This window comes from Bradyrhizobium sp. AZCC 2176 (assembly GCF_036924645.1).
Taxonomy (GTDB): Bacteria; Pseudomonadota; Alphaproteobacteria; order Rhizobiales; family Xanthobacteraceae; genus Bradyrhizobium.
The window spans coordinates 6,660,113-6,676,621 of sequence record NZ_JAZHRX010000001.1; the positions used below are offsets into that span (position 1 = coordinate 6,660,113).

The 16,509-nt window shown below is 59.1% G+C and carries 15 protein-coding genes and 1 pseudogene; 7 read left to right on the forward strand and 9 right to left on the reverse strand.

Annotated features, from left to right (window positions below; genetic code table 11):
- Nucleotide 1 precedes the first annotated feature (1 nt).
- Nucleotides 2-739 (reverse strand): SDR family oxidoreductase, encoded by a 738-nt coding sequence (locus V1288_RS31570; RefSeq protein WP_334360737.1) that lies wholly within the window; start codon nucleotides 737-739, stop codon nucleotides 2-4.
- Between the two features lie 14 nt (nucleotides 740-753).
- Nucleotides 754-1,557, reverse strand: a complete 804-nt coding sequence (locus tag V1288_RS31575; RefSeq protein ID WP_334360738.1) for a hypothetical protein — start codon at nucleotides 1,555-1,557, stop codon at nucleotides 754-756.
- Between the two features lie 223 nt (nucleotides 1,558-1,780).
- Here V1288_RS31575 and V1288_RS31580 point away from each other — a divergent pair, with 223 nt between their 5' ends.
- Nucleotides 1,781-2,524, forward strand: a complete 744-nt coding sequence (locus tag V1288_RS31580; protein ID WP_334361455.1) for an SDR family NAD(P)-dependent oxidoreductase — start codon at nucleotides 1,781-1,783, stop codon at nucleotides 2,522-2,524.
- A 1-nt stretch (nucleotide 2,525) separates the two neighbouring features.
- On the forward strand, nucleotides 2,526-3,203 hold the full coding sequence (locus V1288_RS31585; RefSeq protein ID WP_334360739.1) for a glutathione S-transferase family protein: 678 nt from the start codon (nucleotides 2,526-2,528) through the stop codon (nucleotides 3,201-3,203).
- A 33-nt stretch (nucleotides 3,204-3,236) separates the two neighbouring features.
- Here V1288_RS31585 and V1288_RS31590 read toward each other — a convergent pair whose 3' ends face one another.
- Nucleotides 3,237-4,436: a CaiB/BaiF CoA transferase family protein gene (locus tag V1288_RS31590; RefSeq protein WP_334360740.1), complete on the reverse strand. Its 1,200-nt coding sequence runs from the start codon at nucleotides 4,434-4,436 to the stop codon at nucleotides 3,237-3,239.
- An 81-nt stretch (nucleotides 4,437-4,517) separates the two neighbouring features.
- Nucleotides 4,518-5,150 carry a 2-hydroxychromene-2-carboxylate isomerase gene (locus V1288_RS31595; RefSeq protein WP_334360741.1) on the reverse strand — a complete coding sequence of 211 codons (633 nt, stop codon included), beginning with the start codon at nucleotides 5,148-5,150 and terminating at the stop codon, nucleotides 4,518-4,520.
- Between the two features lie 242 nt (nucleotides 5,151-5,392).
- Here V1288_RS31595 and V1288_RS31600 point away from each other — a divergent pair, with 242 nt between their 5' ends.
- Nucleotides 5,393-5,905, forward strand: a complete 513-nt coding sequence (locus tag V1288_RS31600) for a winged helix-turn-helix transcriptional regulator (protein ID WP_212423383.1) — start codon at nucleotides 5,393-5,395, stop codon at nucleotides 5,903-5,905.
- Between the two features lie 128 nt (nucleotides 5,906-6,033).
- Here the strand turns inward: V1288_RS31600 and V1288_RS31605 are convergent, their stop codons facing one another.
- Both V1288_RS31605 and V1288_RS31610 read right to left on the reverse strand, forming a co-directional pair.
- A complete protein-coding gene (locus V1288_RS31605) occupies nucleotides 6,034-7,833 on the reverse strand; it encodes an AMP-binding protein (RefSeq protein WP_334360742.1) in 1,800 nt (599 codons plus the stop codon).
- A gap of 174 nt (nucleotides 7,834-8,007) precedes the next feature.
- A complete protein-coding gene (locus V1288_RS31610; protein ID WP_334360743.1) occupies nucleotides 8,008-9,207 on the reverse strand; it encodes an ABC transporter substrate-binding protein in 1,200 nt (399 codons plus the stop codon).
- Between the two features lie 380 nt (nucleotides 9,208-9,587).
- Here V1288_RS31610 and V1288_RS31615 point away from each other — a divergent pair, with 380 nt between their 5' ends.
- Genes V1288_RS31615 through fabF form a run of 3 tightly spaced genes read left to right on the forward strand, consistent with a single transcriptional unit; the run spans nucleotide 9,588 to nucleotide 12,671 of the window.
- On the forward strand, nucleotides 9,588-10,166 hold the full coding sequence (locus tag V1288_RS31615) for a TetR/AcrR family transcriptional regulator (protein WP_334360744.1): 579 nt from the start codon (nucleotides 9,588-9,590) through the stop codon (nucleotides 10,164-10,166).
- Nucleotides 10,167-10,203: 37 nt separating this feature from the next.
- Nucleotides 10,204-11,364 (forward strand): iron-containing alcohol dehydrogenase, encoded by a 1,161-nt coding sequence (locus V1288_RS31620; protein WP_334360745.1) that lies wholly within the window; start codon nucleotides 10,204-10,206, stop codon nucleotides 11,362-11,364.
- Between the two features lie 44 nt (nucleotides 11,365-11,408).
- Nucleotides 11,409-12,671 carry a beta-ketoacyl-ACP synthase II gene (gene fabF, locus V1288_RS31625; RefSeq protein ID WP_334360746.1) on the forward strand — a complete coding sequence of 421 codons (1,263 nt, stop codon included), beginning with the start codon at nucleotides 11,409-11,411 and terminating at the stop codon, nucleotides 12,669-12,671.
- Between the two features lie 423 nt (nucleotides 12,672-13,094).
- Here fabF and V1288_RS31630 read toward each other — a convergent pair.
- From V1288_RS31630 to V1288_RS31640, 3 genes and pseudogenes are all read right to left on the reverse strand, one after another.
- Nucleotides 13,095-13,229: pseudogene (locus tag V1288_RS31630) on the reverse strand (SDR family NAD(P)-dependent oxidoreductase); the annotation flags it as partial.
- 162 nt (nucleotides 13,230-13,391) lie between these two features.
- The gene (locus V1288_RS31635) at nucleotides 13,392-13,688 is read right to left on the reverse strand and encodes a YciI family protein (protein ID WP_334360747.1); all 297 of its coding nucleotides are present in this window, start codon (nucleotides 13,686-13,688) and stop codon (nucleotides 13,392-13,394) included.
- Nucleotides 13,689-13,748: 60 nt separating this feature from the next.
- Nucleotides 13,749-14,324, reverse strand: coding sequence for an SDR family NAD(P)-dependent oxidoreductase (locus V1288_RS31640; RefSeq protein WP_334360748.1), 576 nt, complete (start codon nucleotides 14,322-14,324; stop codon nucleotides 13,749-13,751).
- Nucleotides 14,325-14,984: 660 nt separating this feature from the next.
- On the opposite strand from V1288_RS31640, the gene V1288_RS31645 reads away from it, so the two are divergent.
- Nucleotides 14,985-16,493 (forward strand): hypothetical protein, encoded by a 1,509-nt coding sequence (locus V1288_RS31645; RefSeq protein ID WP_334360749.1) that lies wholly within the window; start codon nucleotides 14,985-14,987, stop codon nucleotides 16,491-16,493.
- Nucleotides 16,494-16,509 lie beyond the last annotated feature (16 nt).

A 16,509-nucleotide genomic window follows, 5' to 3' on the forward strand; every position in this document is an offset into this window, starting at 1 on the left:
GCTACCACTTCTCGCCGAAGGGACGAATCTCCAGTTCAAAGGTCCAGGCGCTTTTGGGCTGCTGATAAAGCAGCCAATAGGATTCTGCGACCGAGGACGGCGGCATCAAAGCATTGGGATCGTCGAGGGCATTCGGACCGAGCGCCTCGATCCGCCGCTGGCGCACCCATTCGGTATCGACGCCGGAATCAATGATGAGATGCGCCACGTGAATATTCTTGGGCCCCAACTCGCGTGCGGTCGCTTGTGCCACGGCGCGCAGGCCAAACTTGGCGCTGGCGAACGCCGCATAACCAGCCCCACCGCGGAGACTCGCGGTCGCGCCGGTGAAGAAGATATTGCCCTTGCCGCGCGGCACCATCAGCCGCGCCGCTTCCCGGCCGGCGAGAAAGCCGGAGTAGCAAGCCATCTCCCATACCTTGCGGAACACCCGCTCGGTGGTATCCAGAATTGGAAAATTGACGTTAGCGCCGATGTTGAAGATGCAAACCTCGAGCGGCGCGTGCTTGTCGGCATCACCGAGGAAGGAAATGATCTCCTCCTCTTTGCGTGCGTCGAGGGAGCGCGCGTGAATTTCGCCGCCGGCCTTCTCGATCTCCTTGACGAGCGGCTCGAGCTTGGCGCCGTTACGGCGCCCGGCAAACACCGTGAAGCCCTCTGAGGCGAACTTCTTTGCGATCTCGCCGCCGATAAAGTCCCCGGCGCCGATCACGGCCACGGTTGCGTTTCTCTTTTGCAAAGGCGTTCTCCCGGTCAGGTTAAGTGAGTTCGTCGCTGGAATCTCGCCACCTGCTTGGCAGCAGCTCGGTCGCGATGGAAACAGGCCGCGAGTTCATGCTCGCGCATCTTGCCGGTTGAGCTTCCCGGTAAGACATCGACGAAGACGATTTTCGGCAGCGGCATATACGCAGTGAGCCAAGGCTCGATGGAATGTATCAGATGCGTCACCTTGACGCGCGATCCCGGCGACGGTTGCACGAATGCGAAAAGCTCCCCGTCGCCATTAAGGCCTCGTCCGATGACGGCGGATTGCACGTCCTTGCGTGAATTGAGAATTGCCTCGATCTTGGCCGAGAGGGCGCCAATCATTTCCTTGGTACGGCCGAGAATGTACAGGCAATCGCCGTCAAAGCGAGCAACATAACCGGTATTGAACCAGCCTTCGCCGTCGATCACTTTGCCTGTAAGGTCAGGTGCACGGAGATAGCCGCGCACCACGTTGCGCCCGCGCACGTGGAGTTCTCCGACTTGTTCCTTTGAGAGTGGTATGCCGTCGATCGTTCTGAGGCGCCCTTCCACTCCCGGCAGCAACGTGCAAACCACGTGGTGAGAACGCAGCACATCGAAGTCGCCCGTTCTGATTCCAAGCGAGGAGAGGACGGTAGCGATCTCTCTAACGCGCAGCTCCAGATCTCGGTAGCTGCTGGACGCCCCGTTCTCGACCAGCGCGATCCGGTCGGGGGCTTCGGCAACCTGCCTTGCCGTCACGCCATGGACGCGGCGCGGCGAGCCGACAGCAATCTCGTCGAGATTGATCGCCTTTGAAAGCTCCGCCACGACCGACCTCCCGACCAAACCGTGCCGCTTTGCAGCGCGGCCGTCCGCCAACTATCTAACGTTCTTTTTTAGAACTCGTCAATCCCTAATTCTGATCACGAGGTTCCTAAGGGACAACGTGGCTGCCAAATTATTCGTTAGAACAGGCGAAAATCCTGATTTACAACGTATCTTGCCGCCGCTACGATTACAGTATCAAATACGAACTAATACAGGAAACCGAATGGCAGAGAGCCGCGGCGTAGCGATACTTGTAGGTGCAGGCGATGCCATCGGAGCCGCCGTCGCCCGGCGTTTTGCGAAGGGCGGCTATACAGTTTGCATCTGCAGGCGCGATGCATCTAAGTCCCAGGGGCTCGTGGGCGAGCTGAGGGCTGAGGGACATAACATTCACGCCTTCAGCGTCGATGCCCGCCAGGAAGCAGAGGTCCAAGGCATATTCGCGCGGATCGAAAAAGAGTTCGGGCCCATCGAGGTTTGCCTCTTCAACGCAGGATCGAACGTCAACAAGCCACTGCTGGAGACAACCGAGAAGCTGTTCTTCAAGGCTTGGGAATTGGCCTGCTACGGCGGCTTCCTGGTCGGACGTGAGGCTGCCCGCTTCATGCTGCCGCGCGGACGCGGCACCATCTTCTTTACGGGTGCGACCGCCAGTGTACGTGGCGGCCAGGGGTTTGCGGCATTTTCTTCAGCGAAGTTCGGACTTCGAGCAGTAGCCCAGGCGATGGCGCGCGAGCTCGGACCGAAGAACATTCATGTCGTGCATCTCCTGATCGACGCCGGCGTCGACAGCGAGGCGATTCACCAGCGCATGAAAGCCGCAAAAGGGATCGAGGCAAGCGAAATTCCCCCGAATAGCCTGACCAAGACCTCCTCCATTGCTGACGCCTATTGGTTCACCCACCAGCAAAGCAGGGATGGCTGGACCCACGAGCTCGATCTGCGTCCGTCCGTGGAGAAGTGGTAACATGAACGTGACGCCAAACCTTACCCTGTGGGGCGTTGGCACAAGCCGCACCATTCGCCCGCACTGGGCCATGCACGAACTTGGTTTGTCCTACAAATCCAAGCCAATCGGGCCGCGGACAGGCGAGACCAAAACCGCTGAATACACCAGGCTCAATCCGCGCCAGAAGATTCCCTTGCTGCAGGACGGCGATTTCTGCATCGGCGAAAGCGCCGCAATCGTCGCCTATCTGTCGCGAACCTATTCGACGCCCGACCGTTCACTGATTCCCGCGACCCAGCGCGAGTTCGCCGCTTGGCTGGAATGGTGCTTCTTCATCGTGGCCGAACTCGATTCCACCAGCCTCTACGTCATGCGCCGCCATAGCGCAGACGCATTGGGCCACATCTATGGAGTTGCGCCCGAAGTCGTCGCACAAGCCGGCGAGTATTTTCGGCAACAGTTGCGACACGTTGAGGTGGCGCTGGCAGATGGGCGGACGTTCTTGATGGGTGACCAATTTACCAGCGCTGACATTCTGCTCACGACTTGCCTGGATTGGGCCATCGCTTACGGCGTCGGTATTTGCGACAACGCGCAACCCTATCTCGAACGTATCCAGGGGCGGGAGGCTTATCGGCGGGCTGTGGCGGCGAATGTCCCGGTGTCACCGATTACCCCTGCCGCGGCGAAGGGCTGACAGAGGTTCGCCGGTCGCGAAGGGGGCTTCGGTTCAGACGGCCACGCGAACGCTGCGCCCGGCGACCATTTTGTCGATGGCGCTATCGTCGTAACCCAATTCCCGCAACACGTCGCGCGAGTGCTCGCCGATCCGGGGAGCAGGCCCGCCGATCGCGCCCTCATTGATCTCAAAGCGGGCCGCCGGCTTCGGCTGCCGCACCCGCCCGACCTTCGGCTGATCGAACTCTGCGATGATGCCGCGCGCGATCACCTGTTCATTGTGGATGATTTCGCCCCGGCGCAGGATCGGCGCGCACGGCACGTCGGCAGCGTCGAGGCGCTCCAGCCATTCGGCGGTGGTGTGTTGACCAATGTATTCCGCCATCTTGTTGATGCGCGCCGTGGCGTTGACCGAACGCGCCGATGGTGTCGCAAACCGAGGATCGTTGGCAAGTTCGGGATCGCCGGAGGCGCGGCAAAAGCCCTGCCACTCGGAATCCGAAATAGTACCGGCGGTGATGTAGCCATCGCTGGTCTTGAACACGAGATCGGGCCGGTCGTTGGGGTCGGCGGCGGCTGCCTCGGCGCCGACGACGGTATACTGCATCATGCCTTCCGGCCACAGGTACGAAATCATCGCGTCGAGCATAGCGATCTGAATATGATCGCCCTGCCCGGTTTTCTCGCGGGCATAGAGCGCTGCCGCCACCGCCTGTGCGGCGAACACCGCGGTGGTCTTGTCGCATACGATCGTGCGGATCATCTGCGGACGATTTGTGACCGGCTGGGACTGGATATCGGCGAAGCCCGACAGGCCCTGAATGATCGGATCATAGACGCGCTTCTTCACGTACGGGCCGGTATCGCCAACGCCGCTGATCGAGACGTAGATCAGGCGCGGATGCCGCTTGCGCAACTCTTCCACCCCGAGTCCGAGGCGCTCCATGGTGCCGGGCCGGAAGTTCTGCACCAGCACATCAGCCTGCGTGACCAGCCTGGCGAGCACCTCGCGGCCAGCCGTGCTCTTGACGTCAATCGACAGCGAACGCTTGCCGCGGTTCGAAGAGATGAACAGCGCGGAAAACTCGCCGTCCTTGTCGATCGTGGCACGGCTGCGGCGGGTGATGTCACCGCCGATCGGCTCGATCTTCAAGACGTCGGCGCCCTGATCCGCCAGAAACATGGTCGCGAACGGGCCCGACACAACGCCGGTCAGGTCGAGGACACGAACACCGCTAAGCGGGCCAGGCATGGGCATTCTCCCTGATTTTTACTTCTGCTTTAGGTCCGAGGGTTTTGTCTTTCGCCACTTAACCTGGGACAGTGGCCACTACTAGGCCGTCTTGGGAACAGGTTGCCTGGTCTGTTCGACGATCGACTCCTCGACGTCACGAAGCTGATCCTTGCCGAAGAACATTTCCGTTCCAACGAAGAAAGTCGGCGAGCCGAATGCTCCCCGGCTGACTGCATCGTTAGTCAGGTCGATCAGCCTCTTCTTGACGTCATCCAGCTGGGCGCGCCCGATCAACCGGTCAATATCGATCCCCGAGGAGATGAATGCGTTTCGGAAGGTTTCGAGGTCATCCATCTTCTTCGGTTCTTCCCACATGTGATGGTAGGCGGCGCGGAAATAAGGCTCGAACACGCCTTCGAATTGGGCAGCGACAGCCCCCCGCATCAACATCAGCGTATTGACCGGAAAGAACGGATTTTGACGGAATTTCGTGATGTTGTGGCGCCGGATAAATCGTTGGGTCTCTAGCGCCTGGTATTCCGGCTTGTTCTTGATTCCGCGAAGAGAGTCGAAGGGCGACATGTTGCCCGTCGCCTTGTAGATGCCGCCAAGCAGAACCGGGACGTACTCGAATTTCACGCCGGTACGCCGCTCGATCCCTGGAATGGCTAGTTCAGCCAAATAAGCGTTCGGGCTGCCGAAATCGAACTGGAATTCAACCTTCAGGGGCATGTCGGCTCCTCCCGCGAGTGCATTGGATGATCAGGTTTGGTCTTCGATAGCCGAGATCCGGCTGGCACTCCTCTTTACAGTTCTAAAATCGAACTGTCAAACTTCTGCAGATTCAGCTGCCTTCACACCGTTCGTAGGGGATTGTTTGGAGCTGAGTACCTATCTAGAATGGTGGGGAAAAGCTGAGGTTCCCTGGACGATTCGAGTGAAAACAGGGCGCCGGATGGATTGGAGAGCAGCAAATGCGATGGGATGCCCTTGAAGAAGAGCCATGTTCGATGGCCCGCACGATCGGCGTGATCGGCGACCGTTGGACCCTACTTATCCTGCGCGAATGCTTTCTGCGCACGCGCCGCTTCGAAGGATTTCAGTCCGCGCTTGGAATTACACGCCATTTGCTCGCAGAACGGCTGAAGAAGCTGGTCCGGCAAGGCGTGCTGCGCCGCATTCCCTATCAGGAGTCGCCCAAACGGCATGAATATATTCTCACCCAAAAAGGACTCGATCTCTATCCGATCATGATGGCAATCGTGCATTGGGGTGACACGCACATGGTCGACGTACGCGGGCGGCCGTTGCTGCACCAGCACCGAAAATGCGGCAAGAACTTCGATCCAGTCATGGTGTGCTCGGAGTGCGGCGAGCCGCTTTCGGCCAAGGAAGTCCATACTCACCCTGGCCCTGGGGCGCGAAGCACCCCACCGGCAAAGGCGGCGCCGGAGAAGAAGGCAAAGCCGCGCCGCAAAGCCGCTTAAGGTGGGCCGCTTAGCCGGACGCTGCATCGAAGGTCTCGCTCGGTAGATCGGACCGCGAGCGAATGTCCGCCGGCGTCACCTGAGGACACGAGATGTCCGGCAACGGTCGCGGACGGCTGAACTCGCCCTCAGACCTGGATCACATCTCGATTTGCTTCGTTGCAGTAGAGACGCTCGACCTGGTCAGAGCGATGCTTCAGCACAGCACGTTGGTTGACGTAGGCCTTGTCGGTGATTTCTCCCGCCGCCAGTGACGGCGGATCCTTGAGCAGCGAGAATGAACAGATTCTTTCACTGCTTCCAACGGTTTCATTGTATTCCTGAAAACGATCCTTCAGAAATTGAATCACGAGAGGGTCGCAGGTCAAATCCGACGCTGAGGTCTTCGAAATCCGCGCCGCCTCGGTAGGATTCAACCAGCAGAGCAGCGCGCACGATTCACGATTTTCTCCCGCAACGACAATGTCAAGCAATACGCCGCGCGTCGCCGCCAAAATCGCCGCGCGCATATTCCCGATCGAGACCCATGTGCCGTTCGCGAGTTTGAAGTTCTCGGAAATTCTGCCTGTAAAACGCAGCCCACGCTCCGGCTTCTGAGGATCCAGAAACGAGACGGTATCGCCGATGCGATAGAACCCTTCCTCATCGAAGGCCTTTTCGGTCAAATCCGGCCTTCCAAGATAACCTGGCGTAACGTTGGGTCCCTTGACCCTTGCCTCGTAAGTATCGGAAACAGGGATGAGTTTTAACTTAAGACCCGGCGCGGGAAGACCGATCTCTCCCGGCTGGTCCGTCGCCCAATGAGTCGTACTGATTGTCGGGGCCGTTTCGGTGGTGCCGTAGCCCGACATGACCGGAATTCGCCGGCCGGTGATCGACCATGTCAGCCGATAGAGTTTTTCAAGCGTGCCCTGCGAGATCGCAGCCCCGGCATAGCTCAATCTGTCCATCCGCCTGAACACGCTGGCGCCAAGATCACGGTCGTTCTCGATTGCGTCACATAAGAGATTGTAGCCGGCCGGTACGTTGAACATGGCGGTCGGCGAAATCTCCTTGAGATTCGCGACCGTCTTGTGAAAGAGCTGAGGCAGCGGCCGGCCATCGTCGATGTAGAGAGTTCCGCCATTCTTGAGAATGCTGTGAAGGATGACGTTACTGCCCATCGTATGGTGCCAGGGCAGCCACTCAACCTGCACCGGCGCGTCCGGAGGAGATACCAGCAGACTCCCCATCTGCAAGGAACTCGCCATCATGCGGTGGGTGTTGAGCACGCCTTTGGGGAAACCGGTCGAACCGGATGTGAAGAGAATCTTTGCAACGACGTCGCAAGAAATTGCCCGTGAAGCATCCGCAAATCCTTCGCTCCCGGTTCGGGATGTCAGTGCGCCGAAAGGCGCGGTGTCCGGCCCACCATCGACGCTGATCCAGGTCGCGGCTGCCAGTTCGGGAATGGAGCGCCCGGCGGAAAAGCCGCTCGCGCTCTGAACGAAAACGAAATTCGGGCGCAGCGCTTCCGCTATGTCCTTGAGACGAGCCAAGCCGCCGGGCATCAGCGTGTAGTTTGGCGATATCGGCGCCAGGATCACCCCTATCGACATTGCGGCAAACGAGATCACCGCGTTCTCGATGGAGTTTCCTGAAAGTACAGCAAGCTTGTCAGCCGGCTTTGCTCCCATATCGATCAGGCTTTGGCCGACCGCCTGAACCTGCAACCATGCTTCGCTATAGGTGATCTCGTCCCACCCCCCATTCGCATTGCGTTGCGCGAGAAAAATTCTATCCGGAACGGAACCTGCCCAGGTCGGAAGAAAATCCGTGATGCGCCAGTCACACCTTCCCAACTCAAGGGGCGAGCTCAACATGAGCGTGCCGTCGGTTCGACGCTCTATGGAAAGCTCCCTCGGCGCAAACGTCAGTGCCCTCGACATCGAAAATAATCTCCTGAATTGCTGCGATATCCGATCAGCGCGCGAGACTCGATTCACCACTCCTGGTGCCCATCGCTGCTGCGCCAACGCTGCAAGCCGTCAATCAGGCGGCCACCGGCCGGCAGTTCACACTCAACGCGCGAACTGCCGCGCCGTCGCTTCGCCCATGCGAGGTCACTCGGACTTGGCGTCCAGCACTTCCCCAAAGGCTTGCCAGCTCGTGCCGCTCCACCGCTGCAATCGCATCTGCGTCCAGATCATGTTCTCTGTATCGGTGGTGTTGACCTTGATGCCTGGCAGCGCCGTCGGAACGACGAAATCCCTGAGGTTCTTGGCCTGTGCAAGAATATTCTTGCGCGATAGATCATTGCCGCATTGCTTCAGAATCTGCTCGAGCAGGATGCCTTGCTGATAGCCGGTCAGATAACTTCCATTGGTGATGTCGGCGCCCGGCAAATACTTGTCGAAAAACACCCTGAAGGCCTGCATGCCCGGGTCATCCTTCCACGCCGAATCCAGAACATCCTTGTTGGTCGTGCCGACGATCACGCCGACAGATTTGTCGAGACCGGCGGGCGCGAGCGTGCCTCCGACCGAGCCGGAAGGAAAATTAATGATCACGGTCGCCTTCCAGCCGATCACGGAGGCTTGCCGGATGGCCTGCGCCGCGAACTTCGGTGTGCCGGCGATCACAAGAGCCTCCGCACCGGAGCTCTTTAGATTGACGACCTGTGAATCAACCGTCGGTTCGGTGACCTCATAGGAAGCGCTCACGACCTTCCGGTCGAAATCCTTGCCGAGAAACGCCTTGAAGGCGGCGAGGTAGTCTTTGCCGAGGTCGTCGTTCTGATAGAGGATGGCATACTTGGCGTATGGCAGCGCCTTCGTCAGATATTTGGCGTAGATTTTTCCTTCAGTGTCGTAGCTGACAAGACCTGTCGTGGTCAGCGGGTAATTAGTGACTTCGGTGAACTTGGATGACCCGCTGATAATTGCGATGCTAGGCACCCCTTTCGACCGCAGGTATTTTGCCGTAGCCGAGATGCCCGGGGTGCCGAGTTGGCCGAACATGAACGACACTTCATCGCTCTCAACAAGTTTGCGAACGTGCTCAACCGCCTTGGGAGGGCTGTATGCATCGTCGTATGCGATGTAGTTGATCTTGCGTCCGTTAATGCCGCCGCGGTCGTTCACCAACTGAATGTAGGCGATAAGTCCCTTCCCTACGAGACCGATCGATGACGCCGGTCCGCTGAAGGGAAAAACGCCGCCGACCTTAATCTCCGTCGCTGAAATTCCGGGCTCTTCAGCCGCGAATGCAGGCCCGCTCAAAAGTAAAGCCAGAGCCGCCACGGCCTTCCATTTCATCAACATTGCTCGTCCTCCCAAACGCGCACCTTCCGGGGTACGTCGCTGCTACAGCTTACAGTTCTTTTTTAGAACTCGTCAAGCACTTTAGATTATCGCTCCCCGGCCCGCTCGCACGCTCGGGGCGCGGGCTGAAACTTAAGAGCTAAACCATTCCGGCAAATCTGCTTTTTGCAGGCCATCGCCTCATGGAGACCACGCGCGATCGGACGTCGAACGCCAGCTGGGGAAGTCACGGGACACCGTCGTCCAGCGCGCGTCAATTCTGTTATCGAACTAACTTTGACGCATCACTTTCATGGCCTGCGGCCTCACCAAATAGATTGCGTTCGAACTCTATAGTGATATAGATTTCGACTGCCATCTAAAACATGGGGAGACCTACAATGCGCGTGAGCCGCATTCAGGCCGCGGAAAACCGCGAAACTGTAATCAATGTCGCAAGTCGCCTGTTTCGGGAGTGCGGCTTTGATGGCATCGGCCTCAAGGATCTGATGAAGGGTGCCGGGCTCACCCAAGGCGCCTTTTATAAGCAGTTCGCGTCAAAGGAGGACTTGGCGGCGCAGTCGTCTAAGCGGGCATTGGAGAGCGCCACCCTCCGATGGTTGGCCGCTACCGCGGCGAAACCCAAGGATCCGCTCGGCGCAGTGGTCGCGTTCTACCTCAGCGCCGGCCATCGCGATGAAAAAATGGACGGCTGCCCGATCGTGGCGCTCGGCTCAGATGCCGCCAGACAGGGCAGCGACGTGAAAGCGTCATTCGAAGCCGGGATCAAAGACCATCTCGAAATCCTCAGCGGATTGATTGCCGAAACCAACGGCAAGAATCCCAAAGGCAAAGCGATGGCCATTCTCTCGACGATGGTAGGTGCGCTGACGCTGTCGCGCGTCGTCAACGACCCCGATCTGGCTCAGGCCCTTCTGAAGGCGGCGGCCAAACAGGTTCGCGAAGCTGCCGCCGCTTAATGGCTAGTTATTTTATAAGCTCATGGAGGACAAAAAAATGCGCAAATCCGGGATCCATAATTTTCCGACAATCGATCGTGTCGTTTATGGCAGAGCTGCGGCTGTCGCTTTGAAAGATGAGGCGGTGCGACTCGATGCCAAACGCATCTTCCTCATCGTCAGTCGAACCTTGAACACCAAGACGGATGAGATTGAGAAGATTCGTCGTGCTCTTGGCGACAAACATGTGGCGACCTTCGATGGAATTGCGCAGCATACGACGCGTAAGCAGGCTGCCGAGGTGGCCCGTCAAGCTAATGACGCAGAAGCTGATCTAATCGTGGCTATTGGGGGAGGCTCCGCGATCGATCTCGCTAAGATCGTCATCATGGCGATGGAACATGATATCCGCGATGAAGCCGGTTTCGATCCATTTCCCATGGGCCCGGGGGTAAACTTCTCTCCGTTCCTTTCGCCCACAGTCCGACAGATCGCAATACCGTCCACGCTGAATGGCGGCGAATACAATGCAGCAGCGCTCGTCACGGATGAGCGCCATAAGTTGAAGCAGATCTTCTTCCATCCCCAAATGATGCCACTGGCGATTATCCTCGACCCTGCCCTCACCCTTCAAACGCCATCGAACCTTTGGATGGGATCGGGAACGCGCTCGATGGATCACGGTATCGAAGCATTGTGCTCGCCCGCCGGCACCCCGTTAGCTGACGAAGTCGTCTTGGCGGGCATCCGCATTCTGCGCGAGGGAATGCTCCGGACCTTGCAGCAAGCTGATGATCTGGAGGCGCGTCGACTATCTCAATACGGCTCATGGCTCGCATCTTATGGCCTCCAGGCACGCGTCCCGATGGGAGCAAGCCACGGCATTGGCCATGTGCTTGGAGGCACCTTCGGGGTTCCCCACTACTACTGCACACCCGTCATCATGCCGAGCCTTCTTCGCTACAACAAGCCATTCACCGAGGATGCGCAGAAGCGTTTGGCGACGGCTCTTGGCGCCCCGGGTGGCGACGCCGCAGACGCCTTTGCAGCATTCACAAAATCGCTTGGACTACCTGTCCGACTCGCTGACGTCGGCATAGGCGAAGACAAATTCGATCCGATTAGCAAGATTGCAATCAGTCATCGCTTCGTACAGGCCAATCCGAGGCCCTTCAAAAACGAAGCCGAGATCATCGATCTGCTGCGAATGGCAGCTTAGCTGCCATCAGCGACGATGGATCAAGATTGGAAGGTAATCTCATTATGCGTCGTGTCGTCGTTACAGGGTTGGGACTGGTATCACCGCTGGGTTGCGGCAGTGAGTTGGCATGGTCCCGCCTGCTCGAGGCCCGTTCAGGGCTGGCTGCCCTTCCCGAATGGGCAGCTCCCCTTCCCGCACGGGTCGCTGGAATCGTGCCGACAAAGGCCGACGATCCGGCTGGAGGCTTCGATCCGGATCTGGTCGTTCCTCCCAAGGATCAGCGGAGGATGGATCGCTTCATCCTGTTCGCCCTGGTCGCAACGGCCGAGGCCATTGCACAAGCGGCATGGACTCCTTCCGACGCACACTCGCTCGAGCGCACGGCGACCGTGATCGCATCGGGCATCGGAGGCTTTCCGGCAATTGTCGAGGCAGTTCGCACCACCGATCAGCGCGGGGTCAGGCGCCTCTCACCCTTCACCGTGCCGTCCTTTCTCGCCAATCTCGCGGCCGGTCATATTTCCATCCGCTACGGCTTCAAGGGTCCCATCGGGACGCCCGTCACCGCTTGCGCCGCGAGCGTGCAGGCGATCGGCGATGCCGCACGCCTCATTCGAACCGGCGAAGCCGACGTTGCGATTTGCGGCGGCTCGGAAGCCTGCATCGATCTCGTGAGCCTCGGCGGCTTCGCCGCTGCCCGGGCCCTTTCGACGGGCTTCAACGAAACGCCAGCGCGCGCGTCCCGCCCCTTCGACCGCGACCGCGACGGCTTCGTCATGGGTGAAGGTGCCGGTATCCTCGTCATCGAAGAGTTGGAACATGCGCTCCGCCGCGGCGCCCAACCGATCGCGGAAATTGCCGGTTATGGCACGACGGCTGACGCCTACCACATCACCTCAGGACCGGAGGACGGAGACGGCGCGCGGCGCGCGATGGAAGGCGCCTTGCGGCAGGCCGACCTCAAGCCCGGTGACATCCAGCATCTCAACGCCCATTCCACTTCGACGCCGGTTGGCGACGTTTCCGAACTGGAAGCGATCAAATCCGTGTTCGGCCGCGACGGTAAAATTGCCGTCAGCGCCACCAAATCGGCGACCGGTCATCTGCTTGGCGCAGCCGGGGGAGCGGAAGCGATCTTGACGATCCTCGCATTACGCGACCAGGTCGCACCGCCCACCCTCAATCTCGAAAACGGCGACGCGGCCGCGGAAGGCGTCGACCTCGTCTCTCGTGAGGCCAGACGCATGACGATAGAGCATGCGATTTCGAATGGATTCGGCTTCGGAGGCGTCAACGCCAGCGTCATCTTTCGACGTTGGCAATGACATCCTCGCGGCGAGCGGTATCTTCCCCAAAGAACTGATCAATCAAGCACGGCTGCGGGCCGTGCGGCTTGGGCGAAGCGAGGCGCTACCCTGCGGCTTGTGAGCGGTGGGTGAAAGAGTCAGGTTTGGTACTCTAATAATCCGATCTCAATTATTTCCTCACCATTTATCGAGGAATCCTGAGACCATCTTGATCTGCCCCAAGGTATTAGCCCCATTCCAATGGAACCGATTCTTGCTTATGGCTTCCGAGCCGGAAGCTCGATGGGGCTCGTCGCTGTCCTCGAATAGCTGGGCAAACCCTATCGGCTGAGGGCTGCCGCACCGATCTCCCAATGCTCGACCGCTTTCAAGCGGCAATGGGCGATAGGGTTTCAGTGGCGACGGCGCCGACCGACATGGCAGAGACACTACAGGCCGAACGTCGGGCACCGGCGGAATTGTCACCAATTCCTTGCGATCGAAGCCGACCAGGGCCGCATCCACGAGATCTTCAACCTCCATGACATTGGGCACCTTGCTGGCGTCGCCACCAGCTCGTTCGTAAATCTCGGTGCGTGGCCGTGGCCGCGTGCGGCCAAGCGGCGTGCGTAAACTGCGCCGATGCCGCTCGAGGCGCCGGTAAGGAGTGCGGTCGTCATGGATGTTGTCCTAATTGAGTTTCGAGTATCGGGATGCTCTGCCGGGGATCGATGATGACAAATCGTCGGAGCGGCGCGGTCAGCCGCGCGCCTTCAGATGAAGCATCGGGTGATGCTCATAGTAACCGGCGCCGTTCTTCACGATGGGGTCTTCCGAGGTGATCGCCTTTATCTCTTGGTCATCGGCGATCTGATAGAGCGACACGCCATAACCGCCACTCGGGTCCATGACGGGGCCATGCGCGATGACCTGCCCCTTCTCGAACAGGTCATCCAGGAACGCGCCGTGCTGCTTCATCCATGCTTTCTCATCGGCGGTCATGGTCGCGAGAAAATCGGCGCGCGGCGGGATGTACTTGCACAAATAGTACTTCATGGGTCGCTCCTCGGTGAAAGAGACATTTCAGCTTGCTTGGAGATCTCTCGATTTCAGGGATCAATCAGCCACGCCCATCTGCTTGCGAAAACTCTTCTCGAAAGTCTTTTCAGGAACAAAGCGTCGCATCAGGCGGAGACGGCCCGCCATCTTTCCGGGCGTGTACCGAATGCTCGGCTGTTTTTCGGTGGCAGCCTGCACCACCTTGTCCGCCACGGCTTCCACGGGATCGCCGGCCGCGATGCCGTTGCGCCAAGTCGCGTTCATGGCCGCGCGTCCCTTGTCGTAGACGCTCAGGATCCGGTCGGGCTTGTCGCCATTCTCTTCCAGCGCGGTGCGGGTGAAGACTGGCACGACCAGTGAGACACGAATGCCGAGTGTTCGCAGTTCGTGATCGAGCGATTCGGAATAGCCTTCGACGGCGTGCTTGGTGGCGTTGTAGAGCGCTGTATAAGGTCCGGGCAGGAAGCCGGCCACCGAACTGATGTTGATGATCCGGCCTTGGCTCTGCTTGCGCATGATGGGCAGCACTTCGGTGGTGGAAGGATGCCGAAGACGTTGATGTCGAACAGGCTCTGGGCTTGATCGAGAGATGATTGGCGCCGCGGTTGCGTGCCGTGCTGGCGACGACGACATCGTTACCGCGATCTACCAGGATGTCCGTGACCGATTCAGCCAGGGTTGACCTCGAATACCGCCACGAACGCATCCGATCTGGCGACAGCCGGAGCCAGCCAGAAGCGCGCGGCGGGGCGAAAGCCTAATGCTGGTTCGTCTACCGAGATCTTTGATTTCGCTGCATGCGGGCTGAAATAGAGACGCTCGGACGCCGCTGCCCGTCCCGCGTTCCCGACGTGAACGCCCTATCAAGCGGCCTCGACACGACTTTGGTGCCATTGCAGCGCGGGTTTGCGATCGGTACCTGATACTCCATCCAGGAGCCGTCAAGGCTATCTCAGCTTGCCTGAGAAATGTTGTGCTTCGAGCGTTTACTGCGCTTCCGGCTGTACCCTGCCAACCGGACGGTTATGGTGGGCTAGTGAGCATCGGAGTCTTCTCTTCAATTACTCGGCTGATGTCCGGCTCTTCACCAGTATTACATTGCATGACAAACCAGCGCCATCAGGTGCAGCTAAGCTGGTAATCCCATGGATAACTCGGTTGGTTCTCGCACATCCATCAGAGGCGTTGCAGCGACACCTGAAAAGCACCGAAAGCGGGTGAAACGCACCTTATGCAATTGATGCGGAGTCGGCGCATCGTTAGACTCCAAGCATTGGTCTCCGGAGACAGCCAATGCTTGAAACAGAAGAACGTGATCCTCGCGCGCCTGGGGATCGGCGAATGTATCTCTACTTCAACTATTCTGAGTCCGGCTCCCTGCGTTGGTACGTGAAGGTGAGCCGCAAGGGTCTCCGGATCGGCATACGCGAGGAATACGGAACGTCAGCGTTCGACGCGGCCTACGAAGCAGCCGTTGCAGCGCTGGGAGGAGTAATGCGCATGCGGCGCATCAAAGCAACGGTGAAGCCGGATCAGCCGGAGCGCCGCTATCTGTACGCCGATGTTAGCCAACGCGGTCAGGTGCGCTACTACGTGCAACTGCGCAACAAGCTGCCAAAAATTCGGATTTGGGCCGAGTTCGGCGCGGCTGAATTCGAGGCCGAAGTTGACACCGCGATCGCCGCTCAGATCGCGCTGTTCGGCAACGAGGGCGACTACATCAATGCGCAGAAGCAGCGCAACGAGCCACGCCCTGCTCTGCCGGAGACGCCGGCGAAACCCGGCACGCTGCGCTGGTACTGGAACGGCTACAAGCAAAGTGACCACTGGCTGGGTGATCTCAGCGTCGGTCATGAGGGCTTAGCGGAATCGACCCGGCTGCAGCGCACTGGGCTGATCGAGTCGTTAGTGCCCGAGAATGGCGAGAAGCCGTTCGCAGTGTTAACACGCAAAGTCATAAAGGCGGAAATGAAGGCGCGCACGCCGTCTCAGGCCGGCAACCTGCTGTCGGCGCTGCGCGGCCTGATCCGCTGGATGATCGACGAAGGCCATCTCGATGAAGACGATGACCCAACTACCGGACTGAAGTCCGGCAAGGCAAAGGCGAGCCGCGAGACCGGCGGCTTTGTGCCCTGGAGCGAGGACGATATGGCGCGGTACCGAGCGAAGTGGCCGCTTGGGACCGAACCGCGGCTGATGTTCGATATCCTCCACTATACTTTCCTTCGGCTGGGCGACGCGCATCGCTTCGGGCCGCCACATCTGCGACAGATCGTTCGCAAGATGGCGGTGCAGATTGCGACCGAGAAAAGTCGGGGCAACACGACCGTTACGGTGCCTGTTCACCCGGAGTTTGCAAAAAGTTTGCGTGCGGCCCGTACCTCGGGAATCATTGGCGCCGAGGTATTCACTGGCAAGGTTGTGCGCGGCCGAGTCGTGCCGATGAACAAAAAGGCCTGGGCGGCCAAGTTCAAGAAATATGCTGTTCTGGCTGGCGTGAACGAGCCCAAGAAGAGCTGCCATGGGGTACGCAAGGCCCGTGCTGAGGTTGCTGCCTACGCCGACTGCACCGAGAGCCAGATGATGGCGATGTTCGGCTGGACCGATCCGAAGATGCCCGCGCACTACATCGCGCAGGCGCATCGAGAGAGGCTCGGCATCAGCGGAATGGACAAGATCGTCGCGTTCGACCAGAGCCAGTCGCTCGATGATTTCATGCCGCTGCCGGAGGCGAACAACGGGGGAACGCTACGCGGGAACGGAGTGGTAACATTCCCAGGTAACATCAGGAAAAAAGCTTAAGGATTTCAACGCGAAA